This window comes from Mesorhizobium sp. M0140 (assembly GCF_040322475.1).
Lineage (GTDB): Bacteria > Pseudomonadota > Alphaproteobacteria > Rhizobiales > Rhizobiaceae > Mesorhizobium.
The window spans coordinates 51,056-66,677 of sequence record NZ_JAMYTM010000030.1 but is presented as its reverse complement, the minus strand read 5'-3'; the positions used below and the strand labels follow the sequence as shown (position 1 = coordinate 66,677).

At 63.3% G+C, this 15,622-nt stretch carries 15 protein-coding genes and 1 pseudogene; 8 read left to right on the top strand and 8 right to left on the bottom strand.

Annotated features, from left to right (window positions below; translation table 11 throughout):
• The first annotated feature begins 230 nt into the window (after positions 1–230).
• Positions 231–791, top strand: coding sequence for a fasciclin domain-containing protein (locus tag NKJ37_RS25415; protein ID WP_128304169.1), 561 nt, complete (start codon positions 231–233; stop codon positions 789–791).
• Between the two features lie 185 nt (positions 792–976).
• On the opposite strand, the gene NKJ37_RS25410 is transcribed toward NKJ37_RS25415, so the two are convergent.
• The 3 genes and pseudogenes from NKJ37_RS25410 to NKJ37_RS25400 all read right to left on the bottom strand — a co-directional run.
• A complete protein-coding gene (locus tag NKJ37_RS25410) occupies positions 977–2,518 on the bottom strand; it encodes a DHA2 family efflux MFS transporter permease subunit (protein ID WP_352751953.1) in 1,542 nt (513 codons plus the stop codon).
• A complete protein-coding gene (locus NKJ37_RS25405; protein ID WP_352775483.1) occupies positions 2,515–3,807 on the bottom strand; it encodes an HlyD family secretion protein in 1,293 nt (430 codons plus the stop codon). The genes NKJ37_RS25410 and NKJ37_RS25405 overlap by 4 nt, the downstream gene beginning before the upstream one ends.
• Before the next feature lie 258 nt (positions 3,808–4,065).
• Positions 4,066–4,263 (bottom strand): annotated as a pseudogene (locus tag NKJ37_RS25400) (MarR family winged helix-turn-helix transcriptional regulator); the annotation flags it as partial.
• A 179-nt stretch (positions 4,264–4,442) separates the two neighbouring features.
• On the opposite strand from NKJ37_RS25400, the gene NKJ37_RS25395 reads away from it, so the two are divergent.
• From NKJ37_RS25395 to yihA, 3 genes are all read left to right on the top strand, one after another.
• Complete coding sequence (locus NKJ37_RS25395; protein ID WP_023810786.1) at positions 4,443–4,757, top strand: hypothetical protein; 315 nt, start codon at positions 4,443–4,445, stop codon at positions 4,755–4,757.
• A gap of 124 nt (positions 4,758–4,881) precedes the next feature.
• Positions 4,882–5,520 (top strand): CatB-related O-acetyltransferase, encoded by a 639-nt coding sequence (locus NKJ37_RS25390; protein ID WP_023810785.1) that lies wholly within the window; start codon positions 4,882–4,884, stop codon positions 5,518–5,520.
• Positions 5,517–6,176, top strand: a complete 660-nt coding sequence (gene yihA, locus NKJ37_RS25385) for a ribosome biogenesis GTP-binding protein YihA/YsxC (protein ID WP_127294604.1) — start codon at positions 5,517–5,519, stop codon at positions 6,174–6,176. Before NKJ37_RS25390 ends, yihA begins: the two co-directional genes overlap by 4 nt.
• 152 nt (positions 6,177–6,328) lie before the next feature.
• Here the strand turns inward: yihA and NKJ37_RS25380 are convergent, their stop codons facing one another.
• A complete protein-coding gene (locus NKJ37_RS25380; protein WP_023810783.1) occupies positions 6,329–7,063 on the bottom strand; it encodes a TetR/AcrR family transcriptional regulator in 735 nt (244 codons plus the stop codon).
• Positions 7,064–7,195: 132 nt separating this feature from the next.
• Here NKJ37_RS25380 and NKJ37_RS25375 point away from each other — a divergent pair, with 132 nt between their 5' ends.
• A complete protein-coding gene (locus NKJ37_RS25375; RefSeq protein WP_023810782.1) occupies positions 7,196–8,395 on the top strand; it encodes an HlyD family secretion protein in 1,200 nt (399 codons plus the stop codon).
• A gap of 22 nt (positions 8,396–8,417) precedes the next feature.
• Positions 8,418–10,013 carry a DHA2 family efflux MFS transporter permease subunit gene (locus NKJ37_RS25370; protein WP_023810781.1) on the top strand — a complete coding sequence of 532 codons (1,596 nt, stop codon included), beginning with the start codon at positions 8,418–8,420 and terminating at the stop codon, positions 10,011–10,013.
• A gap of 112 nt (positions 10,014–10,125) precedes the next feature.
• Here NKJ37_RS25370 and msrB read toward each other — a convergent pair whose 3' ends face one another.
• The 4 genes from msrB to NKJ37_RS25350 all read right to left on the bottom strand — a co-directional run bounded on the left by msrB (position 10,126) and on the right by NKJ37_RS25350 (position 12,885).
• Positions 10,126–10,629: a peptide-methionine (R)-S-oxide reductase MsrB gene (gene msrB, locus NKJ37_RS25365; RefSeq protein ID WP_352775479.1), complete on the bottom strand. Its 504-nt coding sequence runs from the start codon at positions 10,627–10,629 to the stop codon at positions 10,126–10,128.
• A 210-nt stretch (positions 10,630–10,839) separates the two neighbouring features.
• Positions 10,840–11,397 carry a fasciclin domain-containing protein gene (locus tag NKJ37_RS25360; protein ID WP_352440603.1) on the bottom strand — a complete coding sequence of 186 codons (558 nt, stop codon included), beginning with the start codon at positions 11,395–11,397 and terminating at the stop codon, positions 10,840–10,842.
• Between the two features lie 223 nt (positions 11,398–11,620).
• Positions 11,621–12,349, bottom strand: a complete 729-nt coding sequence (locus tag NKJ37_RS25355) for an anti-sigma factor (RefSeq protein WP_352775476.1) — start codon at positions 12,347–12,349, stop codon at positions 11,621–11,623.
• On the bottom strand, positions 12,346–12,885 hold the full coding sequence (locus NKJ37_RS25350; protein ID WP_013528490.1) for a sigma-70 family RNA polymerase sigma factor: 540 nt from the start codon (positions 12,883–12,885) through the stop codon (positions 12,346–12,348). Before NKJ37_RS25350 ends, NKJ37_RS25355 begins: the two co-directional genes overlap by 4 nt.
• 152 nt (positions 12,886–13,037) lie before the next feature.
• On the opposite strand from NKJ37_RS25350, the gene NKJ37_RS25345 reads away from it, so the two are divergent.
• Together NKJ37_RS25345 and argB are read left to right on the top strand one after the other, a co-directional pair.
• Positions 13,038–14,537 (top strand): amidase, encoded by a 1,500-nt coding sequence (locus NKJ37_RS25345; RefSeq protein WP_352775474.1) that lies wholly within the window; start codon positions 13,038–13,040, stop codon positions 14,535–14,537.
• 158 nt (positions 14,538–14,695) lie between these two features.
• Entirely contained in the window at positions 14,696–15,589 is an 894-nt protein-coding gene (gene argB, locus NKJ37_RS25340; protein WP_128304177.1) for an acetylglutamate kinase, read from the top strand.
• Positions 15,590–15,622: the final 33 nt, after the last annotated feature.

The following is a 15,622-nucleotide window of genomic DNA, read 5'->3' as shown; positions in this document are numbered from 1 at the left end:
ACGAACAGGATGGAAACGAATCTCCATCCTGTTCGATAGGTCTTACCAGATCCTCATCCAGCCCAACTTAAGTGAACTGCATTACCGCTCGCGCGGGGCTTTTTCCGTTTAAGCAACTCCGGGATCACGTTCCCGTGATCGGCGAAACTTGCGACCCGCCGGCGGCGTGACTGCCTGTGCGTTTCCAAAGGCTATCAATTCCGATCAGCCCTCACCCGGAGGAAGACCACATGCGCTTGCCGTCATTCAGGACCATCGCCCTTTCCGCGCTCATCGCCGGCGTGGCGATTGCCGCGCCCGCCTATGCCAAAAACCCGAATGTCGGCGGCGCGCCGATGTACACCACCAAGAACATCGTCGAGAACGCCGTCAATTCGAAGGATCACACGACGCTGGTCGCCGCGGTCAAGGCCGCCGGCCTGGTCGACACGCTGCAGGGCGCCGGCCCTTTCACAGTCTTTGCCCCGACCAATGCAGCGTTTGCGAAATTGCCCAAGGGCACCGTCGACACGCTGCTGAAGCCGGAGAACAAGGACAAGCTCACCAAGGTGCTGACCGCGCATGTCGTGGCCGGCAAGATTTCGGGCGCCGAGATGATGAAGAAGGCCAGGGCGATGGGCGGCAAGTACGAGATGAAGACCGTCTCCGGTGACACGCTGACCGCCGAAGTCAAGAAGGGCAAGCTCTACATCATGGATGAGTCAGGCGGCGAGGCGCGGGTGACGATCGCCGACGTCAACCAGTCGAACGGCGTCATCCATGTCGTCAACAAGGTGCTGTTGCCGAAGTAACGGCTTTCGGCAAAGGGGATCAAGGCAGGTTCGTTGGGGCTTTCTCGGCCTGCCGTCCCGCCTCATGACGAGGTGCCATGTTTCCTGGAAGTCGTATCGGCATCGGCCGGGGTCCTGTAGTCCCTCACAGGACCCCGGTTTCTTTTTGACTGTTACTTGTCCAGCCGGATGAGCCTCGACCGTCATCACTCCATCACGGCGCTGTGGTCGATCTTGGCCGGAGTCGCCGGCTTGCGCAGCAACAGAACCAGCGGAATGGCGGCAAGCGACAGGATCATCATCAGCTTGAAGTCGTTCATGTAGCTGATGATGGTCGCCTGCAGCGTCACCACGCCGTCGAGCGCGGCACGGCCGGCGGCGCTGTAAGGGTTCATCGCCTGGAAGATCGCCGGATTGCCGAACGCCTGGTTGTAGGGCGTCACATAGGTGGCGATGTTGGCGTGGTTGATCTGCACGTTCTGCGTCAACAGCGCGGTGACCACCGAGATGCCGACGCTGGAGCCGATGTTGCGCGACAGATTGTAAAGACCTGTGCCTTCCGCGCGCCGCTCCGGCGCCAGTGTGGCGAAGGTGATGGTGGTCAGCGGCACGAACAGGAAGCCGAGCCCCGCTCCCTGGATGAAGCCGGTGCTGATGATCGTCCACTGCGAAACATCAGGCGTCCAGCCGGTCATGTCGTACATCGCCCAGGCGGTGACCAGCAGGCCGGTCAGCAGCAGCCAGCGCGTGTCCACCTTGCCGATCAGCCTGCCGACCAGGAACATGCAAGCCATGGTCCCAAGCCCGCGCGGCCCCATGACGATGCCGGCCGTCACCACCGGATAGCCCATCAGCGTCTGCAGATAGGGCGTCATCAGGGCCAGCGAGGCCAGATAGGTAATGCCGATGATGAAGATGAAGACCATGCCGACGGCGAAATTCCTGTCGAGGAACAGCCGGGGGTTCACGAAGGTGTTTTTCGCGGTGAAGGTGTGGACGAGGAAGATGTAGAAGGCCGACGCGCAGATCAGTGCCTCGACGATGATTTCGGACGACGAGAACCAGTTGAGCTGCTCGCCGCGATCGAGAAACATCTGCAGCGATGCGATGGTGACGCTGAGCATGCCGAAGCCCAGCCAGTCCAGCCTCGCCTTGAGGTCCGTCTTGGTTTCCTGGACGAACATCGACACGCCGGCGAAGGCCAGGGCGCCGATCGGGACGTTGATGTAGAACACCCAGCGCCAGCTGACATTCTCGGTCAGCCAGCCGCCGATGACCGGCCCGAGCACCGGCCCGACCATCACCGAAACGCCGAACAGCGCCATCGCCGAGCCGCGCTCCTCGACGCTGTAGATGTCGAGCAGGATGCTCTGCGCCAGCGGCACCAGGGCGGCACCGAACAGGCCTTGCAGCAGGCGGAAGCCGACGATCTGCGGCAGCGACTGCGCGAAGCCGCACAGCACCGACGCGACGACGAAGCCGGTGATGGATATCAGCAGGATGCGCTTGCGGCCGAAACGATTGGCAAGGTAGCCTGAAGGCGGAGTCATGACGGCGGCCGCCACGATGTAGGACGTCAGCACCCAGTTTATCTGGTCGGCGCTCGCCGAAACGCTGCCCTGGATATAGGGCAGCGCCACATTGGCGATGGTCGTGTCCAGCGCCTGCATGATCACGGCCAGGATCACGCAGGCGGTGATGGCGCCGCGATTGGCGACCACGCCACCTGTCGCGGACGCGCCGGTCATGACTTTTGTCCGAACCGGCCGAGGAGGTCCGTCACGAAGTCCGGCAGGCCGCGCGCATGGCCGGTATCGATGCCGACCACGACGCTCATCCCGCCACGCAACGGCGGCTTGCCCTGGAGATCGTCCAACGTCACGCGCATCGGAATGCGTTGTACGACCTTGACCCAGTTGCCCGTGGTGTTCTGCGCCGGAAGCAAGGAGAAGCTCGACGACGACGCCGGGCTGATCGAGGCGACCGTACCGTGCCAGACGGCTCCCGGATAGCTGTCGACGCTGATCGTCGCCGTCTGTCCCGGCCGCACATAGGTCAGTTCGGTTTCCTTCGGCTCCGCCGCGATCCACAAATCGGTTGCCGAAATCAGGCTGAACGCCGGCTGCGAAGCCGGCAGGTACTTGCCGACCTGAAGCGCGTCAACATTGGTGACGATGCCGTCGAACGGCGCCTTGACGACGGAATCGGCGAGATTGCGCTGGGCGTCGTCCACGGCGGACTGGGCCTGAAGATAGAACGGGTTCTTCTCGACAGGCTGGCTGGCGTCGCCGCCAAGCTGGGCAAGCGTCGCCTGTGCCTGCGCCTCGGCGACGGACACTTTCTGGCGAGCGGCGACGAGGTCGTGTTGGGCGCTGTCGAAGGTCGCCTTGGAGGAGGTGGAGGTCTTGAGCAGATCCTGCTGGCGCTGGAAAGCCGCCTCGTAATAAGGGATGTCGGCCTGCGCCTGCTCGATCAGCGCCTGCGATTGCTGGTAGCTCGCCTGCAAGGTCAGCACCTGGTTGCGCACAGTCCCGAGCTGCGCCTCGGCCGCGGCAAGGGCGGTTTCGAAAGAGGCCGGCCGCAACCGGAAAAGCACCTGGTCCTTCTTCACCGCCTCGTTCTCGTGCACGTCGATCTCGAGCACGGTGCCGGAGACATCGGTGGACACGCCGAGCGATTGCGCCTGGATGTAGGCATTGTCCGTTGTCATGACCTGGCCGCCGATGACGTAGTAGTAGCCGCCGACGACCAGGGCGACCGGAAGCAGGGCAAACAGGATCGGCCGCGTCAGGCTGCGCCTGGGCTTGACCGTCGCCGGAGGCGCCACCGCAACCCCGGCCTGGCGTGGCTCCTTGGACGGAGCCTCGAGCGCCGCCGGCTCCAGGGCGACCGGTGCTTCGAGCTCGTCATTGTCGATGAGGGTGCCGGCTCGCCTTTGCTCGCGTTCGCTGTCCAGTCGGATGACCTGATCGCGCGCCCGGTCGGCGGCGGATCCATCTTCTTCGACAGGCTTCTTTGGTGAGGTTGATTCAGCCATGTGTTTTCTCCCGGTCGGCGGCAGGCTGGGCGCAAGCCGCGAGCAGATTGGATTTGATGAGGATAGGGTTTGCAGCAGATGCAGTTGCGCATCCGCGGAAAGGCCGACGAAGGCCTCGTCACGCGTCTTCTGCCCATTGCTGCGCATGATTTCGATAAGCGGATGGGCTTGCGGCTTCAGGTAAAGCAGCCATGCCAGGCGGTCGGCGGGATTGGGCCGGCGCTCGATGAAGCTGCGTGCCTCCATCCTGTCGAGCAGCCGGGCGAGCGTGATCGGCGTGATCTCGATAAGATCGGCCAGTTTGCTCTGGTGGATGCCTTCATGCAGGCAGAGATAGGCCAGCACCTGCCACTGGGCGCTGGTCAGCCCCGATGCCCGCGACCTCTGCTCGAACCGCTTTCGAAGCAGGCGCGCGACATCGTGCAGCACGAAGCTGATGTTGGGTGACGATGGCATGGGAGGCACTGGAGTTTTTCGGCGCGACTTTTAGTGAGCATGCTTATTATCATCATGCACATAATCCCGCTGGACGCGGTGCGCAAGACGGACTAAGCCCGCCTGGAAAAAATGACGCATGGGCTGCGACGCCACAAAAAGGCTCCGGTAGCAGGCTGTTGCCGCGCAGGGATGAGACGATGAAGTGGCTGAAGATATTGACCGTATCGGCCATCGCGGGATGGCCGGGCATTGCGTTCGCAAAGGACGCCGTCAGCTGCGGTGGCGCCGCCATGCTGGGTGGCGCGCAATTGAACTGCAGCCACGTCGAACCCCAGGCGCCGCCTCAGTTTTGCACCTATAGCTGGGCTCTCCACATGCCGACCGGAGACCAGAAAATCGTCGAAGGCAGCTTCATGCTGCCGCCCGGCGCGGCGAACGTCACCGTCTATCAGGGCAGCGGTTTCGACAGCGCGCTGTCCGATCCGATCGTGATCTGCCGCGGCAGCAAATGAGCAAGACCGTCAAGGAAAGCTCGCTCGTCGCCCGATTGGTGCTATAGGGCGGATCACGCTATTTTGAACGGGCGCATTCGAGTTTCGGATGCGCCTGGCGGCCATTTCTCTGACGGATTTCGACATGGACGGACCCAACCCAGACATCAAGCACCCGATCCCGATGCATACCCGCGTCGGCTTCCTCAAGGGGCTGGTGAACGCGCCGAACATCGAGGTCGGCGACTTCACCTATTATGACGACCCCGACGGTCCGGACAAATTCGCCGAAAAATGCGTCCTGCACCATTATCCGTTCATTGGCGACAAGCTGATCATCGGCAGGTTCTGCGCCATCGCCGAGGGCGCGCGCTTCATCATGAACGGCGCCAACCACGCTATGTCCGGCTTTTCGACCTATCCGTTCAATATTTTCGGCCATGGCTGGGAAAAGGGTTTTGACCCGGCGACCTGGTCTAGGGAAGTGCGCGGCGACACCATTGTCGGCAGCGACGTCTGGATCGGCATGGAGGCGGTGATCTTGCCCGGGGTGGAAATCGGCCACGGCGCCATCGTTGCCGCGAAATCGGTGGTGACACATGACGTGCCGCCCTATGCGATCGTCGCCGGCAACGCGGCCAAGGTGGTAAAGATGCGTTTCGACGACCGGACAATCAGGCGGCTGCTGGCGGTGGCGTGGTGGGACTGGCCGGTGGACAAGGTCAGCCGCAACCTCGATGCTATCCGGGGTGCCAATATTTCTCTTCTGGAGGCAGCAGCTTGAACGCTCTGAACAGCAGCACAATCGGCACCGAACTGTTTACGCGAGGATGGATCTTCATTCGCGGCGTTCCGGCCATGAAGTTCCTGCCGCCGGAAGGGCCGCCGGAAATCGCCTTTGCCGGCCGCTCGAATGTCGGCAAGTCGTCGCTGATCAACGCACTTGTCAACCAGAAGGGGCTGGCGCGCACTTCCAACACGCCGGGGCGCACGCAGGAACTCAACTATTTCGTGCCGGACGGATTTTCGGGTGAGGGCGCCGACCTGCCGCCCTTGGCGCTAGTCGACATGCCCGGCTATGGCTATGCCACCGCGCCGAAGGAAAAGGTCGACGAGTGGACCAAGCTGGTCTTCGACTATCTCAAGGGCCGCGTCACGCTGAAGCGTGTCTATGTGCTGATCGACGCCCGCCACGGCATCAAGGCCAAGGACGATGAAGTGCTGTCGCTGCTCGACAAGGCGGCGGTGTCCTACCAGATCGTCCTGACCAAGACCGACAAGATCAAGACTGCCGGCGTGCCGAGGCTGATCGAGGAGACGCTGGCAAAGATCAAGAAGCGGCCGGCGGCGTTCCCGTTCGTGCTGGCGACGTCTTCGGAAAAAGGCGAGGGCCTTCAGGAATTGCAGGCGGCCATCGTGCTTGCCGCCAATGGCGGCTAAGCTATGTCGATATTCAGGTGATGCCGGCCTGCAAACGACGGCTTTCTGCGCTTCCGGTGCTCACGGACCCGAATGTCCGCTCCGCTCCGGTTCTCGAAAGCCACCGTTTTCGGCTCGGCCTGACCTGAATCTCAACACACCTTAGAACTGGGTTAAGGCTTGGCCTCGATAGCAATCGTCTGATGGCCTTCTTCCGCCACAAGCCTTTCGGTGCCGTATGCCCTGAGGAACATGCTGACGCCTGACCTGACGATGTGATCGATCTCGTCCTGGGTCGGGGCTTTCGTGCGGTAGGCGAAGATGCACTGGCGGAACAGACCGGCCAGGCACAGTTCGGTGAACTGATAGGCGGCAAGATCGACATCGTCGATGCGCAGCAGGTCGCGCTCGATGGCGGCATTGAGAAAGGCCGCGACCTTGTCGTGGCCACGCTTGGGACCGCGCTCGTAAAAACGCGCGCCCATGTCGGGTATCCGGTCGGATGCCCCGATCACCGTGCGCTGTGCCTGGATGACCTTGGCCGACGTGATCTTGAGGGCCAGCACCTTGCCGAACTTCACCAGCGTCTCGCGCAGGTTGTCGGCGTTGTCCAGCACGTCATACATGTTCTTGAAGATGGTGCCGCGCTCTTCCTCGATCAGCGCTTCGAACAGCTCCTCCTTGTTGGCGAAGTAGACGTAGATCGTACCCTTGGAGACACCGGCCTCGCGGGTGATGTCGTTCATCGAGGCGGCTTCGAAGCCCTTGTCGATGAAGACACGACGGGCGCCGTCGATGATCTGGCTGCGCTTGACCGGATCCTGCCCCGCGGCCGGGCGGCCACGGCGCAAGCTTTCCAACAGGTCGTCGCACGACTCGTTTTCGACATTGGGCGGGGTCTCGGCCATGAAAGTCACACCTCGAAAATAATTCGAACCAAGCGGTTCGATTGCCCTTGATATGGTCCTCTTTACGCGCTATGTCAACGGCCGGATCGAACCGAACGGTTCAGTATCATATTATAACTTTAGAGAGATGTCATGTCCTCGAACGCGCCGACCACAGCCGAAGTCCGTCCCTTCCCCAACGCCAAGGTTGCGCCGGCGACGGAAGCGCCGGATATGCCTGTCCAGCCCGTCTCGTCGCCGCCGGCAGAGGCTCCGGTCAAGAAGAAGCGCTCGGTGCGTTCTTTTCTGCTGCCGATCATCGGCGTCGCCTTGCTGAGCGCCGGCGCCTGGTACGGTTACGATTACTGGACAACGGGCCGCTTCATGATCTCGACGGACGACGCCTATGTCCAGGCGGACATGGCGTTCATCTCGCCCAAGATTTCCGGCTATGTCGATCAGGTCAAGGTCAGCGAGAACCAGCTGGTCAAGGCCGGCGATCCGCTGCTCGTCGTCGATGACGGCGATTACAAGATTGCCGTCGCCCAGGCCGAGGCGCAGATCGCCACCTTGAGCAAGACGCTCGACCGTATCGACGCCCAGACCGACGCAGCCCGCGCCTCGCTGCAGCAGGCCCAGGCGCAGAAGGTCGCCGATCAGGCCGCCGCCGACAATGCAGCCAAGGTCGCGGCGCGCGCCTCGCAGCTGCTCAAGACGCATGTCGGCACGCAGGCGCAGCTGGACGACGCCCAGACGGCGGTCCAGCAGGCCGATGCCGCCCTTGTCGGCGCCGACGCACAGATCGCCGCCGCGCAGGCCAATATCGGCGTGCTGCAGGCGCAACGCGCGGAATCGGCGAGCACGCTGGCGTCCCTGCAGCTCAGCCATGACAAGGCGCTGCGCGATCTTTCCTTCACCGTGCTCAAGGCGCCTTATGACGGCATCGTCGGCAACCGCTCTGTCGAACAGGGCGACCTTGTCAGCCCCGGCCAGAAGCTCGCCGTCATCGTGCCGATGGACAAGCTCTACATCGTCGCCAACTTCAAGGAGACGCAGCTTGCCCGGCTGGTGCCCGGCGAGAAGGTCAAGATCTCGGTCGATGCGACCGACGGCCAGGACTTCGAGGGAACCGTCTCGTCGCTGGCGCCGGCTTCGGGTGCCGTGTTCTCGCTGCTGCCGCCCGAAAACGCCACCGGCAACTTCACCAAGGTCGTGCAGCGCGTTCCGGTCCGCATCGATGTGCCCGCCGATGCGCTGAAGAGCGGCAAGCTGCGCGCCGGCCTGAGCGTCGTCGTCGCCGTCGACAGCCGTACCGCCCCATCTGGTTCGGCATCAGCGGCAGCGTCGAACTGAGCGGCCGCCGGGGAGCAATGCCATGGCAACCGCAACCCTGACAGCAGGAGCGCCGCCGGCGAGGCCGGCTGTGCCTGACACCATTTCGACGCGGCGCGTCATCGCCTTCCTGGCGATGGTGTTCGGCATGTTCATGGCCATCCTCGACATCCAGATTGTCTCCGCCTCGCTGTCGGAAATCCAGGCCGGCCTGAGCGCCAGCTCCGACGAAATCCCGTGGGTGCAGACCGCCTATCTGATCGCCGAAGTGGTGATGATCCCGCTGTCAGGCTTCCTCAGCCGGATGCTGTCGACGCGCGTGCTGTTCACGATCTCGGCGGCGGGTTTCACCGCGGCCAGTGCGCTGGCGGCGACCGCCACCAACATCGACCAGATGATCGTCTACCGCGCCGTCCAGGGATTCATCGGCGGCGGCATGATCCCGAGCGTCTTCGCCGCTGCCTTCACCATCTTCCCGCCCTCGCGCCGCGCCTTCGTCTCGCCGATGATCGGCCTGGTGGCGACGTTGGCGCCGACCATCGGCCCGACTGTCGGCGGCTACATCAGCCATGCCATGTCCTGGCACTGGCTGTTCCTGGTCAATGTCGTGCCCGGCATCCTGGTCACAGCGGCGGCCTGGACGCTGATCGACTTCGACAAACCCAACCTCAAGCTGTTCAGCAAGTTCGACTGGTGGGGCCTCGCCGGCATGGCGGCTCTCCTGGGCTGCATGGAATATGTGCTCGAGGAGGGTCCCAACAATGACTGGATGCAGGATCAGGGCGTCTTCATCTGCGCCATTGTCATGACCATCGGCGCGGTGCTGTTCTTCTGGCGGGCGTTCACCGCCGAGGAGCCGATCGTCGACCTGAAGGCCTTCACCAACATCAACTTCGCCTTCGGCTCGCTGTTCTCCTTCGTCATAGGCATCGGCCTTTACGGCCTGACCTATCTCTACCCGGTGTATCTCGGGCGCATCCGTGGCTACGATTCGATGATGATCGGCGAGGCGCTGTTCGTCAGCGGCCTGGCCATGTTCTTCACCGCGCCGATCTCGGGCATCCTGTCGAATAAGATGGACCCGCGGCTGATGATGATGATCGGCTTCTTCGGCTTCGCCACCGGCACCTGGTGGATGACGCATCTGACCGCCGACTGGGATTTCTATGAGCTGCTCATCCCGCAAATCCTGCGCGGCTGTTCGATGATGCTGTGCATGGTGCCGATCAACAACATCGCGCTCGGCACCTTGCCGCCCGAGCGGCTGAAGAACGCTTCAGGCCTGTTCAACCTCACCCGCAACCTTGGCGGTGCGGTTGGCCTCGCCCTGATCAATACCGTGCTGATCGACCGCAATGCCTTCCACTACGCAAGGCTCTCCGAACATGTGCAATGGGGCAGTGAAGCCGCGCAGACCAAGCTGCAGAACATGACGCTCAATTTCGAGCAAACCCCCGGCCTCGACGCGACAAGTGCCGCGATCTCCAAGCTGTCTGGCATGGTCCAGCAGCAGGCGGCGCTGCTGTCCTTCATGGATGTGTTCTTCATGCTGACGGTGCTGTTTGCGACGCTTGGCATGTTCACCATGCTGATCCGCAAGCCGGCCGCGGCGGGCGGAGGTGGCGGCGGCGGCCACTGATACGTGGGCAGCTGTTTCGGGAAGCTCCTCCAGTCCACGCCTGAAAAAGCTCTGACCGCGCAAAAAACTCCGGGCCCGCAAGCCCGGAGTTTTCATATCCAGTTGGAATTTGTCAGGCTGTGGCGGCCTTGAAGGTCAGCGCGACGCCGTTGATGCAGTGGCGCAGGCCGGTCGGCGCCGGACCGTCGTCGAAGACGTGGCCGAGATGGCCGCCGCAGCGGCGGCAATGCGCCTCGGTGCGCGTCATGCCGAGCGAGCGGTCCACGGTCGTGCCGATAGCCTTGGGGATCTCTTGCCAGAAGCTCGGCCAGCCGGTGCCGGAATCGAATTTCGTCTCCGACGAATAGACCGGCAGGTCGCAGCCGGCACAGGCGAAGATGCCCTTGCGGTGTTCGTTGAGCAGCGGGCTGGTGCCGGGATACTCCGTGCCTTCCTTGCGCAGCACGTCGAAGGCGGCAGGCGACAGGATGGCTTTCCACTCGGCGTCGGTCTTGGTGACTTCGAATTTTTCGGCGGCCTGTGCTGCCTGCGGATCACCCATGCGCAGCATCGTTGCCGCGATCCCGACGACGCCGATGGCGGCGGCACCGCTCAAAAGAAAGTCGCGACGGTTCATGACCAGTTCCTCCTGATGTCCTTTTGCCAAACTATACCGTCGCGCGGAAATCTAAAGCCGGTGACGGAAGCCCCTCGAACGAACACTCCGCGCCCACCCACATCCGAATGTGGGAGGCGCGGAGTGCGCGGGTCAATTGCGGATCACAGAGCGGGATCGTGCAATCGACGGAGGGCCCTTGCTGCCAGTTCGCCGGCAGCAAGCCCCTTGTTACATCTTCGGCAAAAGAACCTTGTCGATGACGTGGATGACGCCATTGGACTGTTCGACATCGGCGATCGTCACATTGGCGACATTGCCGTTCTCGTCTGTGACGGTGACCTTGCCGCCGTCAGCCTTGAGCGACAGCTCGCAGCCGCCGGCCGTCTTGACCTTGTGGGTGCCGCCGTCAGCCTTGGCCATCGAGGCCACGTCCGCCCCCATCGCCTTGGCACCGATGACATGGCAGGTCAGGATCTTGGTGAGCTTGTCCTTGTTTTCAGGCTTGAGCAGCGTCTCGACCGTCCCGGCCGGAAGGGCTGCGAAGGCCTCGTTGGTCGGAGCGAACACGGTGAACGGACCGGCGCCCTGTAGCGTCTCGACAAGGCCGGCGGCCTTCACGGCGGCGACCAGCGTGGTGTGGTCCTTCGAGTTCACGGCGTTCTCGACGATGTTCTTGTCGGCAAACATCGCGGCGCCGCCAACCATCGGGTTTTCGGCATAGGCGGCGGTGGCAAGGGCCGAAACGGCGATCGTACCGGCGAGCAAAAGGGTGACGTATCTACGCATGATGTCGAACTCCTCGGGTTTTTCTCTTCCCATTTTTGGGGACGCGAGGAGATACGGGACAAAATCGCCCGAGTTTCAGAAATATCGTGATTTTTTATTTTATCTAACGCGCCCGGCGGATTTCCCAAGCAATCGGTCGCGGCCGACATGCTGTCTATGGGCATGTTCAGTGAGGGATAGACTTATGATAGTCTTTTGTGATTTTTCAAGCGCGCGGAGCCGGTCAGATGCTCTTCAGGTCGCCGGCGGCGACTACCGGTCCGGTCGGCTGTCCGGTCGGCGAACCGCCTGACGGCTCGATGCTGACGGCAAGCACCGCGCCTTGGGCAAGCTTCTGCTGGGCCGCCGGCGAGACGACAATATGTGCCGTAGCACCGGCCGGAATGACGCCCATCGACACCGGCGGGTTCTTGCCCTCGATCATCCACAGCTCGAAGTCCTTGCCGGAAGCACGCTCACCGGAGACATGCGACAGGCCGATTTCGTGATGCGCGGCATCATAGACGGCGAGATATCTGACGTCGCTGCCTTCGGCGGCCAGCGAAGCGACGAGGCGCGCCTGCGGCTGCTCGACCGGGGGGTTGAGGACTGGCACGGCGATGTAAATCGCCAGTGCCGCAGCCGCGGCCGCGGCAAGGCCGCGCCAGAAGGCCAGGCTGGACCACAGGCCGCCGCGCGATTCGGCGGGCGTGGTCACGGCGGCAGCGTTGGCGAACAGGCGGCGGTCGACAGCGGTCTTCACCGAAACCGACGGCTCGACTTCCCGATAGGCGGCGGCAAGCGGTGAGAGACTGACCTCCCAACTCTCGACAAGACGAGCGAAAACCGTATCCGCATCGATGCGGCGGGAGACGATCTGGCGTTCGTCGGCATCGAGCACGCCGAGAACGTATTCGGCGGCGAGCAGGTCGTCGCCTCCACGTTCCGGTCCTGTGTCTTCTGCCAGCGTCATCTTTCCAGACATTCTCTGAGTTTCAACAGGCTGCGGCGCAGCCATGTCCGCATCGTGTTCAGCGGCACGCCATGGCGCTCCGCCAGTTCGGCATAGCTCTCGCCCTTGAGATAGGCGCCCCGGACGGCGGCTGCCCGGTCCTTCTCCAACTCATCGAGACAATGGTGGATACGTTCGGATTCGTCGCCCGCCACCGCCATCGCTTCAGGCCCCGGCGCCGGATCGGCCACGTCGAGCGCGGCATCGATGTCGGCGGCGGGCTTGCGTCGCGCTCGTATGCGATCGATCGCATGGTTGCGCGCGATTGCCACCAGCCAGGAGATCGGGCTTAGATCGGAGACCGCAAAACGATCCGCCTTCGTCCATATCTTGACGAAGACTTCCTGCAGCGCTTCTTCCGCGTCTCCCCGGTCGTTCAAGACACGAAGGCAGACGCCAAAAAGTTTCGCGCTGGTCTGCCGGTAAAGCAGATCGAACGCGGCCCGATCCTTCATCGAAGTCCGAACGATCAGCTTGGTGATGTCCTGCGGCGTCATTGCAGGCAAGTTAGGCGATTGCGATGTATTTGCAACGGCGGAAATAATCTTGTGCACGCCTAAGCTTTTGTGTGTCGCCGGCCCGGATCCGTCCACCGATTGCCAATGGAATCGCCACTGGCTAGCTTGCCCTCAGTGATGGGGGAGCGCGCATGTCGGTCGAACGGATCCTTTGGGAAGAAGATGCCACGGGCCTCGCCAATCTGGTCCGCAAGGGCGACGTTTCGGCCGTCGAGCTGACCGACACCGCGATTGCCCGCGCCGAGGCCACCCGTCCCGACATCAATGCCACGGCCGAACCGCTCTACGATGCCGCCCGGGCCCGCGCCAAGACCATCGACCGCTCGCTGCCGCTGGCCGGTGTTCCCTTCGCCATCAAGGATCTCGGCATCGCCATCAAGGGCGTGCCGACGCATGGCGGCAGCCGCATTCCGGCATGGCTGGCCGATGTCAATTCGGTGCTGACCGACCGCTATCTCGCTGCCGGGCTTATCCCGATCGTCACCTCGACATCGCCGGAGCACGGGCTTCGATTGATGACCGAATCCAGGGCCTTTGGCATCACCCGCAATCCGTGGAACACCGGCCATACCAGCGGCGGCTCTTCGGGCGGTTCGGCAGCCTTGGTCGCAGCCGGCGTCGTGCCGGTGGCGCATGCCTCCGATGGCGGCGGCTCGATCCGCGTGCCTGCCGCCTGCACCGGGCTTGTCGGCCTGAAAACGTCGCGCGGCCGCACACCGCTGACGCCGCTGGTGAGCGAAAGCTGGTACGGCATGGTCGTCGACCATGCGCTCACCCGTTCGGTGCGCGATTGCGCGCTGCTGCTCGACCTCATCCACGGCCCCGATCCTCTGTCGCCCTATGCCGCGCCGCCACCGAAAGGCACGTTCGCGGCTGCCGCCGCGCGCGATCCCGGCAAGCTCAGCCTGGCCGTGTACCGCAAATCGCCGCTTGGCCTGCCGATCTCGGACGAGACGCTCAAGGCGCTCGACACGGCGGTGGCGCTTGCCCGCGAGGGCGGCCACACGGTCGAAGAGATCGACCTGCCCTTTATCGGCCGCGATTTCTTCGCCGATTTCTGCAGGACGGTTGCCTCCGCCGTTGCCGGCACGATGCGCGCGGACGCGCTGCGTGTCGGGCGCTCCGTTACCGGTGACATCGAGCGGGCGACGCGCGTGCTCGCCCGCTTCGGCGAACTGGTGTCGGCGGGCGAGACCTATGCCGACCTGCAGCGGCTGCATGCCGCCTCGCGACGGCTGATTTCGGAGACTGCGCGGTATGACGCCGTGCTGATGCCGGTCATTGCCCACCCGCCGCTCGCCTGCGGCGCCATGGATCCGAAAGGCGCCGACGAACTCATCGAGAACCTGCTCGACAAGCTTCATCTGACGCCTTTGCTGAAGCTGAAGCCGTTCTTCGGGCAGCTGATGGACAAGAGCCTCTGGTTCACCCCTTGGCCGGCGATCCAGAATGTCAGCGGCCAGCCGTCGATCGCGCTGCCGGTCCATGTGACTGACGCCGGCCTGCCGCTCGGCGTCCAGGCGGCCGGCCGTCCGGGCGACGAGGAGACGCTTTTGTCGCTCGCCGCGCAGATGGAGAAGATCTCGGGTTGGCTGGACCGCAGGGCGCCGCTGATGGTGCCGCCACAATGACGAGGTCGTGAAGCGCTCGAATATGACTGCAAAGCTATTTGCGGGCGACGCCAATTCCCGCTAAGACGCCGCCGTCCTTACCTGATGCATGTCGCCCAGAAGTGTCCAGCGGTTTGGGACAGCGACATGCTTAAAATAAAAAGCCGGGAGCCAAGCCGATGACGGAAGTAACCGCCACCGCCGAAATGCAGGCAGCCCTGTTGTCGCGGGCGCTGCCCTACATGCAGCGCTACGAGCACAAGACGGTCGTGGTGAAATATGGCGGCCATGCCATGGGCGACATCGAGCTCGGCAAGGCCTTCGCGCGCGACATCGCGCTGCTCAAGCAGTCCGGCGTCAACCCGATCGTCGTCCACGGCGGCGGCCCGCAGATCGGCGCCATGCTGGCCAAGATGGGCATCGAATCGAAGTTCGAGGGCGGCCTGCGCGTCACCGACCAGAAGACGGTCGAGATCGTCGAAATGGTGCTGGCCGGTTCGATCAACAAGGAGATCGTCGCGCTGATCAACGCCGAGGGCGAATGGGCGATCGGCCTGTGCGGCAAGGACGGCAACATGGTGTTCGCCGAAAAGGCCCGCAAGACCATGATCGACCCGGACTCCAACATCGAGCGCGTGCTCGATCTCGGCTTCGTCGGCGAGCCGGTCGAGGTCGACCGCACCTTGCTCGATCTTTTGGCACGCTCCGAGATGATCCCGGTGCTGGCGCCGGTGGCGCCAGGCCGCGACGGCCACACCTACAACATCAATGCCGACACCTTTGCCGGCGCCATTGCCGGCGCCTGCCAGGCGACGCGCCTGCTGTTCCTCACCGACGTGCCGGGTGTGCTCGACAAGAACAAGAAGCTGATCGACGAACTGACCGTGGCCGAGGCCAAGGCGCTGATCAAGGACGGCACGGTCTCGGGCGGCATGATCCCCAAGGTCGAGACCTGCATCGAAGCGATCGAACGCGGCGTCGAAGGCGTCGTCATCCTCAACGGCAAGACGCCGCATGCGGTGCTGCTGGAACTGTTCACCGAACACGGCGCCGGCACGTTGATCGTCCCCTGAGCGGCGGCCGATCTGCTGATCGTCCGCCGCCGG

What these genes read in the sequence shown, in the direction of transcription:
- NKJ37_RS25415 (WP_128304169.1), top strand. Translation starts at nt 231, where the DNA reads ATGCGCTTGCCGTCATTCAGGACCATCGCCCTTTCCGCGCTCATCGCC.
- NKJ37_RS25410 (WP_352751953.1), bottom strand. Translation starts at nt 2,518, where the DNA reads ATGACCGGCGCGTCCGCGACAGGTGGCGTGGTCGCCAATCGCGGCGCC.
- NKJ37_RS25405 (WP_352775483.1), bottom strand. Translation starts at nt 3,807, where the DNA reads ATGGCTGAATCAACCTCACCAAAGAAGCCTGTCGAAGAAGATGGATCC.
- NKJ37_RS25395 (WP_023810786.1), top strand. Translation starts at nt 4,443, where the DNA reads ATGAAGTGGCTGAAGATATTGACCGTATCGGCCATCGCGGGATGGCCG.
- NKJ37_RS25390 (WP_023810785.1), top strand. Translation starts at nt 4,882, where the DNA reads ATGGACGGACCCAACCCAGACATCAAGCACCCGATCCCGATGCATACC.
- NKJ37_RS25380 (WP_023810783.1), bottom strand. Translation starts at nt 7,063, where the DNA reads ATGGCCGAGACCCCGCCCAATGTCGAAAACGAGTCGTGCGACGACCTG.
- NKJ37_RS25375 (WP_023810782.1), top strand. Translation starts at nt 7,196, where the DNA reads ATGTCCTCGAACGCGCCGACCACAGCCGAAGTCCGTCCCTTCCCCAAC.
- NKJ37_RS25370 (WP_023810781.1), top strand. Translation starts at nt 8,418, where the DNA reads ATGGCAACCGCAACCCTGACAGCAGGAGCGCCGCCGGCGAGGCCGGCT.
- msrB (WP_352775479.1), bottom strand. Translation starts at nt 10,629, where the DNA reads ATGAACCGTCGCGACTTTCTTTTGAGCGGTGCCGCCGCCATCGGCGTC.
- NKJ37_RS25360 (WP_352440603.1), bottom strand. Translation starts at nt 11,397, where the DNA reads ATGCGTAGATACGTCACCCTTTTGCTCGCCGGTACGATCGCCGTTTCG.
- NKJ37_RS25355 (WP_352775476.1), bottom strand. Translation starts at nt 12,349, where the DNA reads ATGACGCTGGCAGAAGACACAGGACCGGAACGTGGAGGCGACGACCTG.
- NKJ37_RS25350 (WP_013528490.1), bottom strand. Translation starts at nt 12,885, where the DNA reads ATGACGCCGCAGGACATCACCAAGCTGATCGTTCGGACTTCGATGAAG.
- NKJ37_RS25345 (WP_352775474.1), top strand. Translation starts at nt 13,038, where the DNA reads ATGTCGGTCGAACGGATCCTTTGGGAAGAAGATGCCACGGGCCTCGCC.
- argB (WP_128304177.1), top strand. Translation starts at nt 14,696, where the DNA reads ATGACGGAAGTAACCGCCACCGCCGAAATGCAGGCAGCCCTGTTGTCG.